The sequence below is a fragment of the Sulfitobacter sp. SK011 genome (assembly GCF_003352065.1).
Taxonomy (GTDB): Bacteria; Pseudomonadota; Alphaproteobacteria; order Rhodobacterales; family Rhodobacteraceae; genus Sulfitobacter.
On record NZ_CP025803.1, the window covers coordinates 2,036,826 to 2,052,330 of the forward strand.

The following is a 15,505-nucleotide window of genomic DNA, read 5'->3' on the forward strand; positions in this document are numbered from 1 at the left end:
CAGACATGAGCACGACAACAAAAAGCCCGTCGAAGGCTAAGACAACCAGATCCACAACCAAATCCACAGCCACGTCTGCGAAACCAACCGGTGCCAAACCGAAAGCAACACAAGCCTCGGCACCCACAGCAACAAAGCCAACCGAAACGCGCGCGCCCATCTCTGCGCCGGGCGGCAAGACGCCACCGGTTCAAAACGCCCCCGCAGCCACTGTCGTGGATGGCCCTCAGGCCGTCATCCTTGGCCCGGTGTTGCGCAAGAAAGAGCTGATCGAAACCGTTGTGACCCGTTCTGGCATTAAGAAAAAAGACGCAAAACCCGTTGTAGACGCCATGCTGGCGGTGCTGGGAGATGCATTGGCCGACAATCGCGATTTGATTCTGCCGCCACTGGGTCGCATCAAAATTCGCCGGGAAAAGAAATTGCCGAATGGCCGTGTATTGACTGTCAAAGTCCGGCAGACAGCGCCGCTCACCCCCAAAGAAGAAACCTGATTTCCGACCCGCAAGGCAAAAGGTACGCCCGGCACCCTTGTCGGCGTTGCTTATCGGCATGCCATACCCTTGCGCACCGCCGCTCAATTGGCTAATCGGCTGAAAGACGGGTGATTAGCTCAGTGGTAGAGCGTTTCGTTCACATCGAAGATGTCAGGAGTTCAAATCTCTTATCACCCACCACCTATTCGCAAACTGAACGGACCGCTTAACACGTGCCTCAAAGCCATCCGAAAATCTGGTTCCTCCGGCATGGGCAAACGGAATGGAACAGGGCATATCGCCTGCAAGGACAGCTGGATTCGCCCCTGACCAGCCAGGGCATTGCCGAGGCTCAGCGACAGGCGCTGATCTTGCCGCCGATACTGGCCCAGAAACCTGATATTTTCGTGTCACCATTGGGCCGTGCGCGGCAAACGGCGGATATCGCGCTGGGACACACACCATATCAAACCGATCCGCGCCTGATGGAAATCCACGCGGGCGCGTGGCAAGGCATGCTGCGGGCCGATATCATGGCGGCACGCCCCGATTGGGCGTCAACCGGGCCCTCTGCGCTCGAAATTTACGAGGCGGCCGAAGGGGGCGAGGGGCTGAATGCCTTTGAGGCGCGCATCATCGACTTTCTCGGGGACCTGACAGGCCCGAGTGTGATTGTTGCGCATGGACTGCTGGGGCAGGTGCTGCGCGCGATTGTGCGCGGAATGGACCCGCGCGCCGCCGGGGCATTGTCCAATCAACAGGGTTGCGTCTATTTGCTTGAAAACGGCACAGAGACACTTCTTGAGGGGGAGCCGTGAAAGCCTTTCCCGCACTATATATTTTGCGGCATGGCGAAACCGAATGGAATGCCCAGAACCGTTTGCAGGGGCGCTTTGATTCTCCGCTCACGTCGGTTGGCAAGGCACAGGCGCGGTCACAGCGCAGCATTCTCAAGACCCGGGATCTGACTGGTTTCAGCGCCTTCACCAGCCCACAGGGGCGCGCCTTTCATACCGCGTCCATTGCGCTTGAGAGCCTGACGGACGGCATCGAAACCGACAATCGATTGCGTGAAATCGGTGTGGGCGACTGGGCCGGGCGCGCGCGCGCTGATGTGATGGCATTGGCACCCGACGCCCATGATACCTTTGATTTATATGAACGCGCGCCGGGCGGTGAAGGGTTCAACGCCTTGCGGATGCGTTGCGTTGCTTTTTTGGAGGAACTGGATGGGCCATCCGTCCTTGTCACGCATGGGATCACATCACGCATGTTTCGTTTGATCGTGCTGGGCCTGCCAGACGCCGCATTGCGCGATTTGCCCGGCGGGCAGGGCGTTGTGTTTCACCTGGAAGCCGGCCAGCAAAATAGATTGACAATAGGGGCTTGAAGCCTGCCCCCGCCTTGCGCTAAGAGACCCGCAGCGGGTCGTTAGCTCAGTTGGTAGAGCGCTTCGTTTACACCGAAGATGTCGGGAGTTCGAGCCTCTCACGACCCACCATTCCCCCCCGTAACTGAAGAGGCTGCTTCGTAACAGCCATTGGAAATGAGACACGTTTCGCTATTCGGGTCTGCATAGCTGTTGTTTCAGGGTTCGCTAACGATATTGGCTGATTTTCTGCTCTTTCCGAAAAAACCTTTATCCGCGTCTCATCAAGGCGGTGACCCAGCCAGGCTCAGATGCTATGCAGGATTAAGTGCCGGTCCCGGCACACCTTTTGAGCCAAACAATGGAGGTCTCACAAAAGTCTCTGCTGGGCCGATTTTCTTAATAAATCCCGAACATTACATTTTCAGGAACCGACCGAGGGCAGACGCAACTTGATCTTGCCGCTGACCGCCATCCTGAATTGTCGCAAAACCTGTCAATACAGGATATTACCATGCCGCTGTCCCGCCATTGGCGGCGCGCTGATCTGGTTTATATCCAGACAGTTCTTATGCACATCCACACGGCAGTTAGTCATTTTTTGGGATTGGCGAATATGGTCAACACCGCCAACAAATTTGTCTTGCTGATGGAAAATCAGCAATGCCATAACTTTGTCCGCGATATAGATAATCTCTGGAATGGTGGGCATTTTGACTGGGATGACATGCATATGTACCGGTTGGATAGGTCTACAGCAGCCCGCACGATCCTGTTATCAAAAACGCCACAAGACTATCCCGTTCTGACCAGTGACGCACAAATACGCGACGGCCTCAAGCCGTCGCAAAGGCGGCTTAGACGGGCCAATGAGGACAGTGATCGTGGCCTTTTTGGTGAGCCTCTTGGCTCCTCACTTGGCCGCGTCCAATTGCGATAGAATTAAGGTTTTTTGCCCCAGTGGAAAAAAAGGCGCATTAATGGCCACCATCACGCTTGACGGGGCAGGGACAGCACCCTAATACGGCCCAACGTTCAGACACGTCCGAGCGCGCAGTGGGCGGTTGTAGCTCAGTTGGTTAGAGTACCGGCCTGTCACGCCGGGGGTCGCGGGTTCGAGCCCCGTCAACCGCGCCATCACTGCTTGAAAAAGGTCCGCTGTCGCGGGCCTTTTTTGTTTGGTGGACCTGACGTCAGGCTGACCAATTGGCAATCACGTCAAATCCATCTGCGGTTGGGGCCTCTGTGAGGTGGTCGGCAAAGTTCGCCCACAATGCCTGAACCGCCTGCGCATTGCCTTCTGAGGTTTCACGGCTTTCCACCAATGACACAACACAGCCTTTGCCGTCGTCGTCGATCATGTTGATGAACGAATGAATACCCGGCAGCGCCATGATTTGAGGTTTCAATTTTTCTGTAAGCGCCTTAGCTTCCTCAATTGAACTTGGTTTGACTCTAAAATGCGTTACTCTTGCAAACATGTCTTTTTCCTTCCTATTCCCGGCAGCCGTAATTGGTGCCGATGGCAAGACATACCACAAAACAACGCAAAATTGGGGTATTTTGGCAGTCTAAGCGGGAGGGCTTTACCTCGCGCGGCACATTTGCCCATGGTGCCAGGCGTCCAACCGGCAAATCGTGTTGACGCCGTTGGTCGCTTGGCCTATCCGACCCGCAACGCGCGGTTGTAGCTCAGCTGGTTAGAGTACCGGCCTGTCACGCCGGGGGTCGCGGGTTCGAGCCCCGTCAACCGCGCCACTATTCCCGCAGGCTTTGAATACGATAGATCAAACGCTCGGGGTCCACCATTTTATGGGCGCAGAAATGCCAGCAACGCCGCCGACGTTTCATCAGGGTGCTGATCGACAAAAAAATGACCCCCGGGCATCGGAGCGGGCGTGATATCTGACAGACGGTCCGCCCATGTTGCCGCCACATCATAGGCACGGCCCATCGCGCCATCAGCACCCCACATCACCAGCGCGGGGCAGGTGATGCGGCGGTCAAGATCAGCCGCGTCGTGGTCGAAATCAAAGGCAAGTGCGGCTCGGTAATCTTCACACATGCCGCGAATGGTGTCGGGATCGCGCCATGCGGTGCGATAGGCGGCAAGGGCTTCGGGCGCGAAATCGGTGATCTTTGCGGCACCCCAGCCCAGCAGGCAGGACACGAAATAGGCATCGGGGTCATGCGCAATCAGGGTTTCAGGAAACGGGCGTGGCTGTGCCAGAAAGAACCAGTGGTAATAGGCTTTCGCGACGTGCCGGGTCAGGTCATTGAGCAACAGATGCGTGGGCACGATGTCCATCACCGTGAGCGTCTGCACCGCTTTTGGTGCATCCAGCGCCAGACGATGCGCCGTGCGCCCGCCCCGGTCATGGCCAACAAGGTGGAACTGGTCAAAACCCAAATGCTGCATCAAACCCAGTTGATCCGCCGCCATTTCCCGAAAGCTATAGTTTTCAGTGCCCTGCGGCTTGCTGCTGGCACCATAACCGCGCAGGTCCGGAGCGATGACAGTGAAATGCGCGGCAAGTCTGGGGGCCACGGCGTGCCACATCATATGGGTTTGCGGAAAGCCATGCAGCACCATCAGCGGCGGGCCGGAACCGCCCCGCGCAAAGGCGATCTGCTGGCCATTTACCGCTGCGGTATCAAAGGTGAAGCCGGGGATCGTGCTCAAGCGCTTCACCGTGCAGCGGGAAGGGGCGATAGGTCCACACCTCGCGTCATGTCAGCGCATCCAGGATACGCGCCCAGCTGCGGATGCCTTTGTGGAATGATTCCATATCGTATTTTTCATTCGGTGAATGGATCGCGTCATCGTCTTTGCCAAAACCGATCAACATCGGTTCTGTCCCCAGGATGTCCTGAAAATAGCCCGCAATTGGGATCGACCCACCGCAGCCGATATAGGCCGCCGGGATGTTCCATTCATTGGACAGCGCCTGACGGGCGGCTTCGAACATCGGATCACTGGTATCGGCACCAGAGGCGGGGCCTGACCCATGGGGGGCAAATTCGACGGTGCAATCGACCGGCAGGGCCTCCGTCACCATCTTGCGAAAGTTTTCGCGGATGGCGTCGGGGTCTTGGGTCCCGACAAGGCGAAAGCTGATTTTGGCGTGGGCCTTGGACGGCAGGACGGTTTTGAACCCAGCGCCGGTATAGCCACCCCAGATGCCATTCACGTCGCAGGTGGGCCGCGACCAGATCATCTCAAGCGGGGTGCGGCCCTGTTCACCTGCAGGCTCAGAAAGACCCACGTCGCCGAGGAATGTTGCATGATCAAAGGCAAGGCCCTGCCACTGGGCCTCAAGCGCGTCTGACAGTTCCGGCACGCCATCATAAAATCCCGGCACGGTGATGCGACCCGTATCGTCATGCAGCGATGCAATGATTTTTGACAGCACCCGGATCGGATTCATCGCGATGCCGCCGTACATGCCCGAATGCAGATCAAACTTGGGCGCGGTAACAGTCACCTCTTCGCCCAGCAGGCCGCGCAGCATTGTCACGATGGCCGGCGTCTTGGATTCGAACAGACCCGTGTCACAGATCAGCGCGATATCCGTTTTCAACTCGTCGGCGTTTTCCTTCATGAACGGGACAAGTGAAGGCGATCCGCTTTCCTCTTCCCCTTCGAGGAAAAAGGTGATCCGGCAGGGCCAGTCGCCTTTGACGGCCTTCCATGCGCGCAACGCCTCGATAAAGGTCATCAACTGGCCTTTATCGTCTGCGGCACCGCGGCCACGGATCACCGGGCCTTTGGGGGTATCCTGCACCTCTGGGTCGAACGGATCACGGTCCCAAAGATCAAGCGGATCAACCGGTTGCACGTCATAGTGACCGTAAAACAGCAGATGCGGGGCCCCGGAATTATTGGCATTGCCCACATGACCCACCACCATCGGATGCCCCGGCGTGGGCCGTTTTGACGCGTCAACGCCAAGCGCTTTCAGGTCGGCCACCAGCCAATCCGCGGCGCGATCGCAATCGGCCTTGAACGCAGGATCGGTTGAGATCGACGGGATGCGCAGCAGATCGAGCAATCGGTCGGTGGCGGCGGGCAGGTCGGCGTCGATGCGGGCGAGAACATCATCAAGTGACATGGAGGCATTCCTTTGATCAGGGACAAACGAGGTTTGGCCCGGACCGTATCAGCCAGCAGCGACTTGTCCAGAGGTGCCGCTGGCCCATTTGCCAATCAGCAGGGCCACAAGGGCTGCAACGCCAAATCCTGTGACAAGGGTGCCAACACTGCCATCATAGCCGTTGCTGATCACAAACCCGATGGGAATTGCCACAGCCGTTGCCAAGGCTCCGACCACGGCCGCGCCAAGCCCTGCCATTTTGCCCAATGGTTCCATCGCCAGCGCGTTGAGATTACCAAAAAGCAACCCCATGCCGAAAAACGTACTCATGATCCAGATCATGAAAAGCGTGAAGGGCGGCAGCCCACCCCAAAGGATCACGGCAATCATAAAAATCGCCGATGCCCCCATGACCCCGAACAGCGCGAGGTTGGAGAGAAACCGCATGCCCCACTTTTCCACCAGCGCAGAGTTCAGGATCGACGCTGCACCGATGGAAAGGGCCGCAACCGCGAACCACAGCGCAAAGCCATCGCCCTTGTCATAGCTGCCCTGAAAAATCTGCTGAGCCAGGCTGAGGTATGCTAAAAACGGACCAAAGATCACGCCTGCACACAACGTGTATCCCAATGCTGCGGGGATGCGGCAGATGATGCCAATGCCCTGAAAGATGCCTTTGAGCGAAAAGCTGCGGCGGTGCGCGGGCAAGAGCGTTTCAGGCTGGCGCAGACCAAACCACGCCCAGCTGATCGCGGCGATCACCAGCAACAGGGTAAAGGTCGCACGCCACCCTGACTGCGCGATCACCACCTGGCCAATGGCCGGTGCCACTGCGGGAACCAGAATAAACACCGCCATCACAAAGGACATGATCCGCGCCATCGCGCGCCCCTCAAATCCATCGCGCACAATGGCAATCGCAACAATACGCGGGCCAGCCATCCCCAAACCTTGCAAGACGCGCCCCGCAAGCAGCATCTCGAAACTGGACGCAAACAAGGACAGCGCACAACCGACGCAAAACACCGCATAGCTGGCGTGGATCACCGGACGGCGCCCGTAACAATCAGACAGAGGACCGGTAACAAGCTGCCCGATCGCAAAACCCGCAAAGAGAACCGAGATGACCAGATGCCCGGCGTTCGGGTCGCTTTGGCCCAGATCGCTGGCAATCAGCACCAGTCCTGGCAACATCACGTCGGTGGTCATCGCCACCAGCGAGATCATGAAGGCGATCAGGACAATGAATTCGGTGCGCGAAACCTGCGCGGGTTGGATAGTGGTCATGCCGCCATGTGCCGTATTCACGGTCGCTGCGCAACGACGAAAGGGTCAGCCCTGGCTGCACACCAGTGCAAAGCCTGCCACCACCAATGTGCCGCCGCTTATCTGCGACAGGTTGAGCCCGTGATGCGCCCAGGCAGCATATCCAAGCACTAAAATGGTTTCTGTGACCATGATCCCCAGATAGACAACAGGCAGGCTCGCCTGCCGCAAAAGCGTGATCTCGGCGATCGCGGCCACGGACAGCCCCGTGATGATGATCAACGTCGGCAGTTTGTCATCACTTTGTGAATAGACCTGCATGCCGATTGTAGCAAAGGCATAGCCTGCTGCGGTGATGGCCATCAAAAGGCCGGCGGTAAATAGATGTAGAGAATGTGTCATGGAACATAATTTCCCTGTGACGGATTCAGTTATAAAATAAAAAGCCACACGGCAAAAATAATGCGTGTGTAAAATGTATTGGTACCAAAAGTGACTGATTACGGATGGTGCAAATAAGGAAAGCATGCGCCGGTTTGGCTTTTGGTGCAAGTCAGGTAATCCGTACCCCCCCGAACATGCGGCCCAGCCAAGCTTGATCCAGATCAAGGCTGCGACATTGCGTGCCGCTATAAAGCATTGAACGCAAGCGGCGCTTTCTATAGGTATTCTAAGAATAGAATGTGAATGCGGGGGCCTTTGCCGTTTTCATGACTGCCAGATGGAGAGGCGCAATGGACTACTCAGACAAAATTGATGAGGCGATTGCGCGCCTGCATGAAGAAGGTCGTTACCGGACATTTATCGACATTGAACGCCGCAATGGCCAGTTTCCGCACGCGGTCTGGACCCGGCCAGACGGCACGAAACAGAACATCACTGTGTGGTGCGGCAATGACTATTTGGGCATGGGCCAAAACCCCGTTGTGATCGAGGCGATGCACGAAGCATTGCAGGCCACCGGCGCGGGTTCTGGCGGAACCCGCAATATTTCGGGCACCACAGTGTATCACAAGCGCCTTGAGGCCGAACTGGCCGATCTGCATGGCAAAGAGGCCGCTTTGCTGTTCACCTCTGCCTACATCGCTAATGACGCGACGCTTTCGACGCTGCCCAAGCTTTTTCCCGGTCTGATCATCTATTCTGATGCGCTTAACCACGCCAGCATGATCGAAGGCGTGCGCCGCAATGGCGGGGCCAAGCGGATTTTCCGGCACAATGATGTTGACCATCTGCGCGAACTGCTTGCGGCTGACGATCCCGCTGCGCCCAAGCTGATCGCTTTTGAATCAATCTATTCGATGGACGGCGATTTTGGCCCGATTGAGGCGATCTGTGATCTGGCGGATGAGTTTAACGCATTGACCTACATCGACGAAGTGCACGCCGTTGGCCTTTATGGGCCACGCGGGGCAGGGGTCGCGGAACGGGACCGGTTGATGCACCGTCTGGACATCATCAACGGCACGCTTGCCAAGGCATATGGCGTGATGGGCGGCTATATCGCGGCATCGGCGAAAATGTGTGACGCGATCCGGTCCTATGCGCCCGGGTTTATCTTTACCACTTCTTTGCCACCTGCAGTCGCCGCTGGTGCCGCAGCCTCCGTGGCGTTTCTAAAGCGGTCACCGGAACTGCGCGAAAAGCATCAGGCACAGGCCAAGGCGCTGAAGCTGCGGCTCAAAGGGCTGGGGCTGCCGCTCATTGATCATGGCTCGCACATCGTGCCGGTGATGGTGGGCGACCCTGTGCACACCAAGTTGTTGTCGGATATGTTGTTGCAGGAATACGGTATTTACGCCCAGCCGATCAACTTTCCAACGGTGCCGCGCGGCACGGAACGGCTGCGTTTTACACCGTCACCGGTGCACGGACCTGATGAAATGGATGCACTGGTGCATGCGATGGATGGGCTGTGGTCACATTGTGCGCTGAATCGTGCCGAGGCCGCAGGGTAAAACGTTACTATTCGTAATTTCCGTTGCCTTATGCTAGCGTTATCGAAAGAAAAGGCCAAATCCGAATCGACGTTTTGATTTTGGGTTAAGGCTGCAGGTAAGTGAAATGACGGGGCATTGGGTATGATCGGGCGTTGGTCCTCCAAGATCGCTGTGGATGAGGCTGTCGAACCTAAAGGGTTTGATGCTTTTGAATTGCGTCTTGGCGATGTGATGCGTGGCGAACGCGCGACCTTGGGTAAATCCCTGCTCGACGTGCAGCGCGAACTGCGAATCAAAGCCTCTTACATTGCCGCCATTGAAAACTGTGATCCCGATGCATTTGACACTCCCGGTTTTATTGCCGGTTATGTCAGGTCCTATGCCCGGTACCTGAACATGGATCCCGACACGGCATTCGCGGGCTTTTGCGCCGAATCCGGTTTCTCCGTTGCGCACGGCATGTCCGCCAAAGCATCTGTGATCAAAAAACCGAGCTTTGAAGAACGCAAGAAACGTCCCTCGGAAGAGAACCTTTTCGCGCGCCCGAACACGCCCTTTACACCGGCAGGCGACAGCCTGTTGAGCCATATTGAGCCCAGTGCAATTGGCTCCATGCTGGTGCTGATCGCCCTGATCGGTGCCATTGGCTTTGGCGGTTGGAGCGTGCTGCAGGAAGTGCAGCGTGTGCAGGTGGCCCCGGTGGATCAGACGCCGGTTGTGTTGTCTGATCTGGATCCGTTGGACGGCGCTTTGGCCTCGGCCCCCGAGGCCAGCAGTGATTCCTCTGCACCGCGCGTCATGGACACGCCGCGCGCAGATGCGCTGGACCGGCTTTACCGCCCACAGGCATTGGATGTGCCGGTATTGGTGGCGCGTGATGCCCCCATCGCCACCATTGATCCGCGGTCTGTCGGCAACTTTCTGATACCCAGCATCCCATCGCCTAATGAAGCGTCAGGCGGTGCTGTTCTGACAGCCCAGAGCGATGCAGCCCCCGTTAACGACGTCCCGCAAGTGCTTGAAGGACCAGCAGATATGGTGCGCATGGTTGCGGCCTATCCATCGTGGGTTCGGGTCAGCGCTGCGGACGGGACTGTCATCTTTGAAGGTGTGATGAACAAAGGCGACATGTGGGATGTTCCCGCGACTGAGGAACCGGCAACATTGCGCACTGGCGAATCCGGGGCGTTGTTTTTTGCCATGGCCGACGGATGCTATGGCCCCGTTGGTGCCCGCGGCAGTGTGACATCCAACCTGCCTCTTCACCACGAAGCCCTGGCCGAGCTTTACGACCCTGTCGACCCGCTGGCCGACACATCGCTCAGCCGGATGTTTGCGGACCTGCAGACGTCGGAAATTGACCCAGCCGTTCTGGCCGCGATGCCCTGCCAAACCCGCTAATCCTGCCATTGCGATTTTGACCTTGGAAGACTAGGTAAAGGGGACGACAACCCTCGCCAAAAGGTGCGCTCATGTCACTCAATCACATCCGCCCCTGGCGCAACATCTATCGCCGCAAATCGCGACAGATCATGGTGGGCAATGTGCCGGTTGGTGGCGACGCACCGATCAGCGTCCAGACCATGACCAACACCCTGACCACCGACGTCGCGGGCACCATCGCACAGGTGCAGGCAGCGGCCGATGCGGGTGCCGACATCGTTCGCATTTCCGTCCCCGATGAAGCGTCTTCCAAAGCGTTGAAAGAGATCGTGCGCGAAGTTACCGTTCCGATCGTTGCGGACATTCATTTCCACTATAAACGCGGGATTGAAGCAGCAGAGGCAGGTGCGGCATGCCTGCGGATAAACCCCGGTAACATCGGCGATGAAAAACGCGTACGCGACGTGATCAAGGCGGCGCGCGATCACAATTGTTCGATCCGCATCGGGGTGAACGCGGGATCGCTGGAAAGACATCTGCTTGAAAAATACGGCGAACCCTGCCCGGACGCGATGGTGGAAAGCGGTTTGCATCACATTAAGCTGCTGCAAGATAACGACTTTCATGAATTCAAGATCAGCTGCAAGGCCTCGGATGTGTTTATGGCCGCCGCAGCCTATCAACAATTGGCCGAGGCCACAGATGCGCCGATTCACCTTGGCATCACCGAGGCGGGTGGATTGATCAGCGGGACGGTCAAATCCGCCATCGGGATGGGCAATCTGTTGTGGATGGGGATTGGCGATACAATCCGGGTGAGCCTGTCGGCGGACCCGGTCGAAGAGGTCAAGATGGGCTTTGAGATTCTCAAATCTTTGGGCCTGCGGCATCGCGGTGTGAACATCATTTCCTGTCCCTCCTGCGCACGGCAGGGGTTTGATGTGATCAAAACCGTTGAAGTGCTGGAAAAGCGGCTGGAACACATCAAGACGCCGATGAGCCTGAGCATCATCGGCTGTGTGGTCAACGGACCCGGCGAGGCGTTGATGACAGATGTTGGGTTCACTGGCGGCGGTGCCGGGTCCGGCATGGTCTATCTGGCGGGCAAGCAAAGTCACAAGCTTGGCAATGACGGGATGATAGAGCACATCGTCGAACAGGTTGAAAAGCGGGCGGCGGCGATTGAGGCTGAAACCGTGAATGAGGCAGCAGAGTAGCGGACGCGACCTCTTTGCTGTCGACAGCCCATCTGGCCTTGGTTAGAAATAGATATGGTATCCGAGGTCCAGAAAAAACCAACATATGCTGAGTTTTTCAGCGGCGGTGGCATGGTGCGTGCCGCGCTGTCGGATGGGTGGGACTGCCGTCTGGCAAACGACATCGACCCGATGAAATGCGAGGTTTATGCGCGCAACTGGGGGGATGCCGGCCTTGTGCAGGCGGACGTGGGTCAATTGGATCCGGACCTATTGCGCCAACCGATTGATATGTATTGGGCCTCAAGCCCGTGCCAGGACTTTTCACTGGCGGGCAAGGGGCTGGGGCTGGCAGGCTCACGAAGTGGGACGTTTTCAACATGGGCCACACTGATCGAACATGCGATCCAAGACGGGTATGCACCGCGCATCATTGCATTTGAAAATGTCGTCGGCCTGATCGCACGCAACCGGGGCGCTGATTTTGCGGCCGTCATCCGGCGTCTTGCAAAACTGGGGTACCGTGTCGGTGCCCTTGAAATCGACGCAACGGCGTTTCTGCCACAAAGCCGGTCACGGCTTTTTGTGGTGTGCCTGCGCGATGATCTGCTGATCAAAGGGCTGACAACGCCGCAGCCAACAGGTCCGTTTCACACAAGGAAACTGATGAGTTTCGTTGCCTCGGCCCCCCGTGATATCGCGCGCAACTGGATGTGGTGGAAACATGCGCCCGTCGCGTCCGATCCCAAACTGCTGGTGCAAATGATTGACCATGCGCCGGATACCGCGTGGCTGACGGCGCGTGAAACGAAACGGCTTTTGTCGATGATGTCACCCCCAAGCCTTTCCCGGATCGAGACCGCCAAACGGACCGGGCACCCCGAGATTGGTATGCTTTACAAACGCGGGCGCCCCGATGGCAATGGCAGCACCCATCAGCGCGCAGAGGTGCGCTTTGACGGGATTGCCGGATGTCTCAGAACGCCGGGCGGCGGGTCATCGCGTCAGACGGTCCTGTTTGTTGAAGGTGACAAAATCCGTGCGCGGCTGTTGTCCTCAAGAGAGGCGGCGCGTCTGATGGGGCTGGAAGACAGCTATGTTATGCCCGCGCGCTATAACAATGCCTACAAGGTGGCGGGTGACGGGGTTGTGGTGCCGGTGGTCAGATACCTCGATCAGCAGATTTTTCAGCCCGCATTGCAACTGGCCCGCCTCAGGGACGTCGCGTGAGTGCGGCGCAGGATTTTCGAAGCAGGGCGTTGTCGCAGCTGACCAACGAGATTGGTGTTTATGCGCTGTGTGATCTGGACGGTCAGCCGATTTATGTTGGCCAGTCCATTGACGGCATCCGCACTCGTGTGCGGCGGCATCTGACCTCGGCCAGATCGGATGTGATTGCAAACCGCCAGATTGACGTGTGGGAAATCGCCTTTGTCTGGGCGTGGCCTGTCGACGACAAGGCCGATGTGGCACCTTTGGAAAACACCCTTTTTGATCAGTTCAATCGGCAGCAGCCGTTGATGAATGGCAAGGGGCTGGTGGTCAATGCCACGCCTGTGACCGTCCCTGAGAAACAAGAAATACAGATCATCGAAGAACAGGAACGGCGCAACCGCCTGACCCCGTCTCAGCGCCTGCCGCGGCAAATCCAGCAGTATAACCTGTTGGTGGATTATATACTGACCGTCAAAAATGCGCCGCACCTCAAGGTGTCCTTGGACGCGCATTTTCAGCGGCTGATCAAATACCACCAAACGTTTCTGTAAGGGTCTTTTTAGCCGCGCTTTTCGGCGACGACGGCCTGCATCTGGTCATAGGGCAGATAGCCGCGCAGCAGTTCGTCCTGCATCACAAACGTCGGCGTGCCAGAGATTTTCAGCTTTTGCGCCAGCGCCCGTGTTTCGGCGATTTCGCGCGTCACCTCTTCACTGTCCATCCGCGCTTCGATGGCGTCGACATCCAGGCCAAAGGTCTCTCCCAAACGGCGCAGCGCGGGCAAGGTAACGTCGCCATTGAACGCCATCAGCGCGTCGTTCAGCGCATGATAGCTGTCGCCGCCCGCAACCTGTTTTGTGGCCACGGCAAAGCGTGAGGCCAGAACCGACTGTTCGCCCAGAATGGGGAATTCTTTGACAATCCATTTGATATTGCCATCTGTTTCCAACAGCTTGGCAACTTCACCATGGGCCTTTTTGCAATACCCACAGCGGTAGTCGAGAAATTCAACCAACACGATATCGCCGTCAGGGTTGCCCCCCACCCATGAAAAACCGTCATCAAAGATTGCCGCCGCATTGTCAGTTACCAGGGTAAAATCTGCCTGCGCCTGCTGCTCTGCTTCGCGTGCCTGTAGCAACTCGACCGCTTCCATGATCACTTCGGGATTATCCATCAGATAGGCCCGCACTTCGGCGCGAAACTGTGCGCGTTCGGCATCGGTCAGTTCCGTCAGGTCCATCGCATCGGCGGGCAGGGCCATTGCAACGGAAAATGCTGCGGCAAGAGCGGGGGCAATCAGGCGGTGCATTATGACAAAAACCTCTTTGAATGGGGAGTACGGGTTGACGGCTGTGGCCTGACACGGTGAAACACATCCCAACAATAGGAGCAAGCCCATGCGCATATCAACCCGGTCCGCCGTTGATCCCTTTATTGTGATGGACGTGATGCAGGCCGCGTCAGCAGCCGAAGCCGCCGGGCGTCACATCATCCATATGGAAGTGGGGCAGCCCGGCACCGGGGCACCCAAAGGGGCAGTGCGCGCATTGTCAGATGCGATGGCCAAGGGGCCTTTGGGCTACACTGTGGCACTTGGATTGCCTGCTTTGCGTGCGCGCATCGCAAAGATGTATGGCGACTGGTACAACGTCGATCTTGATCCTGCGCGGGTGGTGATCACGCCGGGATCGTCGGGTGGCTTTATCCTCGCCTTCACAGCGCTTTTTGATACGGGCGACAAGGTTGGCATCGGTGCGCCGGGATACCCCAGCTATCGTCAAATTCTCAAGGCGCTGGCATTGCAGCCCGTTGATTTGCCCACTGCGCCTGAAAACCGGTACCAGCCCGTGCCGGAAGATTTTTCGGGCATGGATCTGGCAGGTCTGTTGGTCGCATCACCTGCCAATCCGACCGGCACCATGCTGGATCGTGGCGCGATGAGCGCGCTGATTGATGCCTGCGCGGACAAGGGCGCGTCCTTTATCTCGGACGAGATTTATCATGGCATTGAGTATCAGAAAAAGGCGGTGACGGCGCTTGAGGTGACCGATGATTGCTATGTCATCAATTCTTTTTCCAAATATTTCTCAATGACCGGCTGGCGCGTCGGCTGGATGGTGGTGCCCCAGGATCACGTGCGCGTTGTTGAACGGATTGCGCAAAACATGTTCATTTGCGCGCCGCATGCAAGCCAGATTGCCGCACTTGCCGCGATGGATTGCGATGATGAATTGCAGGTAAACATGGACGTTTACCGCGCCAACCGTGCGATGATGCTCGAAGGTCTCAAAACTGCAGGTTTTACCAATTTCGCGCCACCGGATGGGGCTTTTTATGTTTACGCAGATGTGTCCGATCTTACCGATGACAGCCGCGCGCTGGCCGCTGAAATTCTTGAAAAAGCGGGGGTGGCGGTCACACCGGGCCTCGATTTTGATCCTGCGCGGGGTCATACCACATTGCGCTTTTCCTATGCCCGCAGCAGTGCCGACATCAAGGAAGGTCTGGCGCGGTTGGTGCGTTTCATGGCCGCGCGGTGAATTGCTGGTTTGCACCGGCGATA

Annotated in this window: 16 protein-coding genes and 4 tRNA genes; 14 read left to right on the forward strand and 6 right to left on the reverse strand. The window is 57.4% G+C overall.

All coding sequences use genetic code 11. The annotated features are described in order from the left end of the window. Nucleotides 1-5: 5 nt before the first annotated feature. The 7 genes from C1J02_RS10020 (at nt 6) to C1J02_RS10050 (ending at nt 2,982) form a co-directional block, all read left to right on the forward strand. Nucleotides 6-494, forward strand: a complete 489-nt coding sequence (locus C1J02_RS10020; protein WP_114878449.1) for an HU family DNA-binding protein — start codon at nt 6-8, stop codon at nt 492-494. A gap of 108 nt (nt 495-602) precedes the next feature. Beyond that, nucleotides 603-677, forward strand: a tRNA-Val gene (locus C1J02_RS10025). 32 nt (nt 678-709) lie between these two features. After that, nucleotides 710-1,294 (forward strand): histidine phosphatase family protein, encoded by a 585-nt coding sequence (locus C1J02_RS10030; protein WP_114878450.1) that lies wholly within the window; start codon nt 710-712, stop codon nt 1,292-1,294. Continuing rightward, on the forward strand, nt 1,291-1,866 hold the full coding sequence (locus C1J02_RS10035; RefSeq protein WP_114878451.1) for a histidine phosphatase family protein: 576 nt from the start codon (nt 1,291-1,293) through the stop codon (nt 1,864-1,866). The genes C1J02_RS10030 and C1J02_RS10035 overlap by 4 nt, the downstream gene beginning before the upstream one ends. Before the next feature lie 35 nt (nt 1,867-1,901). Then, nucleotides 1,902-1,977 (forward strand) — tRNA-Val (locus C1J02_RS10040). 382 nt (nt 1,978-2,359) lie between these two features. After that, a complete protein-coding gene (locus tag C1J02_RS20890) occupies nt 2,360-2,785 on the forward strand; it encodes a hypothetical protein (protein ID WP_162798298.1) in 426 nt (141 codons plus the stop codon). A 120-nt stretch (nt 2,786-2,905) separates the two neighbouring features. Then, nucleotides 2,906-2,982, forward strand: a tRNA-Asp gene (locus C1J02_RS10050). Nucleotides 2,983-3,038: 56 nt separating this feature from the next. Here C1J02_RS10050 and C1J02_RS10055 read toward each other — a convergent pair. Further along, a complete protein-coding gene (locus C1J02_RS10055; protein WP_254693259.1) occupies nt 3,039-3,254 on the reverse strand; it encodes a hypothetical protein in 216 nt (71 codons plus the stop codon). Between the two features lie 272 nt (nt 3,255-3,526). On the opposite strand from C1J02_RS10055, the gene C1J02_RS10060 reads away from it, so the two are divergent. After that, nucleotides 3,527-3,603, forward strand: a tRNA-Asp gene (locus C1J02_RS10060). 52 nt (nt 3,604-3,655) lie between these two features. On the opposite strand, the gene C1J02_RS10065 is transcribed toward C1J02_RS10060, so the two are convergent. The 4 genes from C1J02_RS10065 to C1J02_RS10080 are packed head-to-tail and all read right to left on the reverse strand — an operon-like array spanning nt 3,656 to nt 7,607. Further along, nucleotides 3,656-4,528: an alpha/beta fold hydrolase gene (locus tag C1J02_RS10065; RefSeq protein WP_254693260.1), complete on the reverse strand. Its 873-nt coding sequence runs from the start codon at nt 4,526-4,528 to the stop codon at nt 3,656-3,658. A 46-nt stretch (nt 4,529-4,574) separates the two neighbouring features. Continuing rightward, nucleotides 4,575-5,957: a M20/M25/M40 family metallo-hydrolase gene (locus tag C1J02_RS10070; protein ID WP_114878454.1), complete on the reverse strand. Its 1,383-nt coding sequence runs from the start codon at nt 5,955-5,957 to the stop codon at nt 4,575-4,577. A gap of 48 nt (nt 5,958-6,005) precedes the next feature. Beyond that, nucleotides 6,006-7,226, reverse strand: a complete 1,221-nt coding sequence (locus tag C1J02_RS10075; protein ID WP_114878455.1) for a multidrug effflux MFS transporter — start codon at nt 7,224-7,226, stop codon at nt 6,006-6,008. Between the two features lie 45 nt (nt 7,227-7,271). After that, nucleotides 7,272-7,607, reverse strand: coding sequence for a 5-aminolevulinate synthase (locus C1J02_RS10080; protein ID WP_114878456.1), 336 nt, complete (start codon nt 7,605-7,607; stop codon nt 7,272-7,274). Between the two features lie 332 nt (nt 7,608-7,939). Here C1J02_RS10080 and hemA point away from each other — a divergent pair, with 332 nt between their 5' ends. The 5 genes from hemA to C1J02_RS10105 all read left to right on the forward strand — a co-directional run bounded on the left by hemA (nt 7,940) and on the right by C1J02_RS10105 (nt 13,490). Continuing rightward, nucleotides 7,940-9,163, forward strand: coding sequence for a 5-aminolevulinate synthase (gene hemA, locus C1J02_RS10085; RefSeq protein ID WP_114878457.1), 1,224 nt, complete (start codon nt 7,940-7,942; stop codon nt 9,161-9,163). A gap of 123 nt (nt 9,164-9,286) precedes the next feature. Then, a complete protein-coding gene (locus tag C1J02_RS10090) occupies nt 9,287-10,546 on the forward strand; it encodes a RodZ domain-containing protein (protein WP_114878458.1) in 1,260 nt (419 codons plus the stop codon). 71 nt (nt 10,547-10,617) lie between these two features. Further along, nucleotides 10,618-11,745 (forward strand): flavodoxin-dependent (E)-4-hydroxy-3-methylbut-2-enyl-diphosphate synthase, encoded by a 1,128-nt coding sequence (ispG, locus tag C1J02_RS10095; RefSeq protein WP_114878459.1) that lies wholly within the window; start codon nt 10,618-10,620, stop codon nt 11,743-11,745. A gap of 54 nt (nt 11,746-11,799) precedes the next feature. Then, the gene (locus tag C1J02_RS10100; RefSeq protein WP_114878460.1) at nt 11,800-12,954 is read left to right on the forward strand and encodes a DNA cytosine methyltransferase; all 1,155 of its coding nucleotides are present in this window, start codon (nt 11,800-11,802) and stop codon (nt 12,952-12,954) included. After that, nucleotides 12,951-13,490 carry a GIY-YIG nuclease family protein gene (locus tag C1J02_RS10105; RefSeq protein WP_114878461.1) on the forward strand — a complete coding sequence of 180 codons (540 nt, stop codon included), beginning with the start codon at nt 12,951-12,953 and terminating at the stop codon, nt 13,488-13,490. The genes C1J02_RS10100 and C1J02_RS10105 overlap by 4 nt, the downstream gene beginning before the upstream one ends. Nucleotides 13,491-13,498: 8 nt before the next feature. Here the strand turns inward: C1J02_RS10105 and C1J02_RS10110 are convergent, their stop codons facing one another. Next, a complete protein-coding gene (locus C1J02_RS10110; RefSeq protein ID WP_114878462.1) occupies nt 13,499-14,251 on the reverse strand; it encodes a DsbA family protein in 753 nt (250 codons plus the stop codon). An 88-nt stretch (nt 14,252-14,339) separates the two neighbouring features. Here C1J02_RS10110 and C1J02_RS10115 point away from each other — a divergent pair, with 88 nt between their 5' ends. Continuing rightward, nucleotides 14,340-15,482, forward strand: a complete 1,143-nt coding sequence (locus C1J02_RS10115; protein ID WP_114878463.1) for a pyridoxal phosphate-dependent aminotransferase — start codon at nt 14,340-14,342, stop codon at nt 15,480-15,482. The last annotated feature ends 23 nt before the right edge of the window (nt 15,483-15,505 follow it).

What these genes read in the sequence shown, in the direction of transcription:
- C1J02_RS10020 (WP_114878449.1), top strand. Translation starts at nt 6, where the DNA reads ATGAGCACGACAACAAAAAGCCCGTCGAAGGCTAAGACAACCAGATCC.
- C1J02_RS20890 (WP_162798298.1), top strand. Translation starts at nt 2,360, where the DNA reads ATGCCGCTGTCCCGCCATTGGCGGCGCGCTGATCTGGTTTATATCCAG.
- C1J02_RS10070 (WP_114878454.1), bottom strand. Translation starts at nt 5,957, where the DNA reads ATGTCACTTGATGATGTTCTCGCCCGCATCGACGCCGACCTGCCCGCC.
- C1J02_RS10075 (WP_114878455.1), bottom strand. Translation starts at nt 7,226, where the DNA reads ATGACCACTATCCAACCCGCGCAGGTTTCGCGCACCGAATTCATTGTC.
- C1J02_RS10080 (WP_114878456.1), bottom strand. Translation starts at nt 7,607, where the DNA reads ATGACACATTCTCTACATCTATTTACCGCCGGCCTTTTGATGGCCATC.
- hemA (WP_114878457.1), top strand. Translation starts at nt 7,940, where the DNA reads ATGGACTACTCAGACAAAATTGATGAGGCGATTGCGCGCCTGCATGAA.
- C1J02_RS10090 (WP_114878458.1), top strand. Translation starts at nt 9,287, where the DNA reads ATGATCGGGCGTTGGTCCTCCAAGATCGCTGTGGATGAGGCTGTCGAA.
- ispG (WP_114878459.1), top strand. Translation starts at nt 10,618, where the DNA reads ATGTCACTCAATCACATCCGCCCCTGGCGCAACATCTATCGCCGCAAA.
- C1J02_RS10100 (WP_114878460.1), top strand. Translation starts at nt 11,800, where the DNA reads ATGGTATCCGAGGTCCAGAAAAAACCAACATATGCTGAGTTTTTCAGC.
- C1J02_RS10110 (WP_114878462.1), bottom strand. Translation starts at nt 14,251, where the DNA reads ATGCACCGCCTGATTGCCCCCGCTCTTGCCGCAGCATTTTCCGTTGCA.
- C1J02_RS10115 (WP_114878463.1), top strand. Translation starts at nt 14,340, where the DNA reads ATGCGCATATCAACCCGGTCCGCCGTTGATCCCTTTATTGTGATGGAC.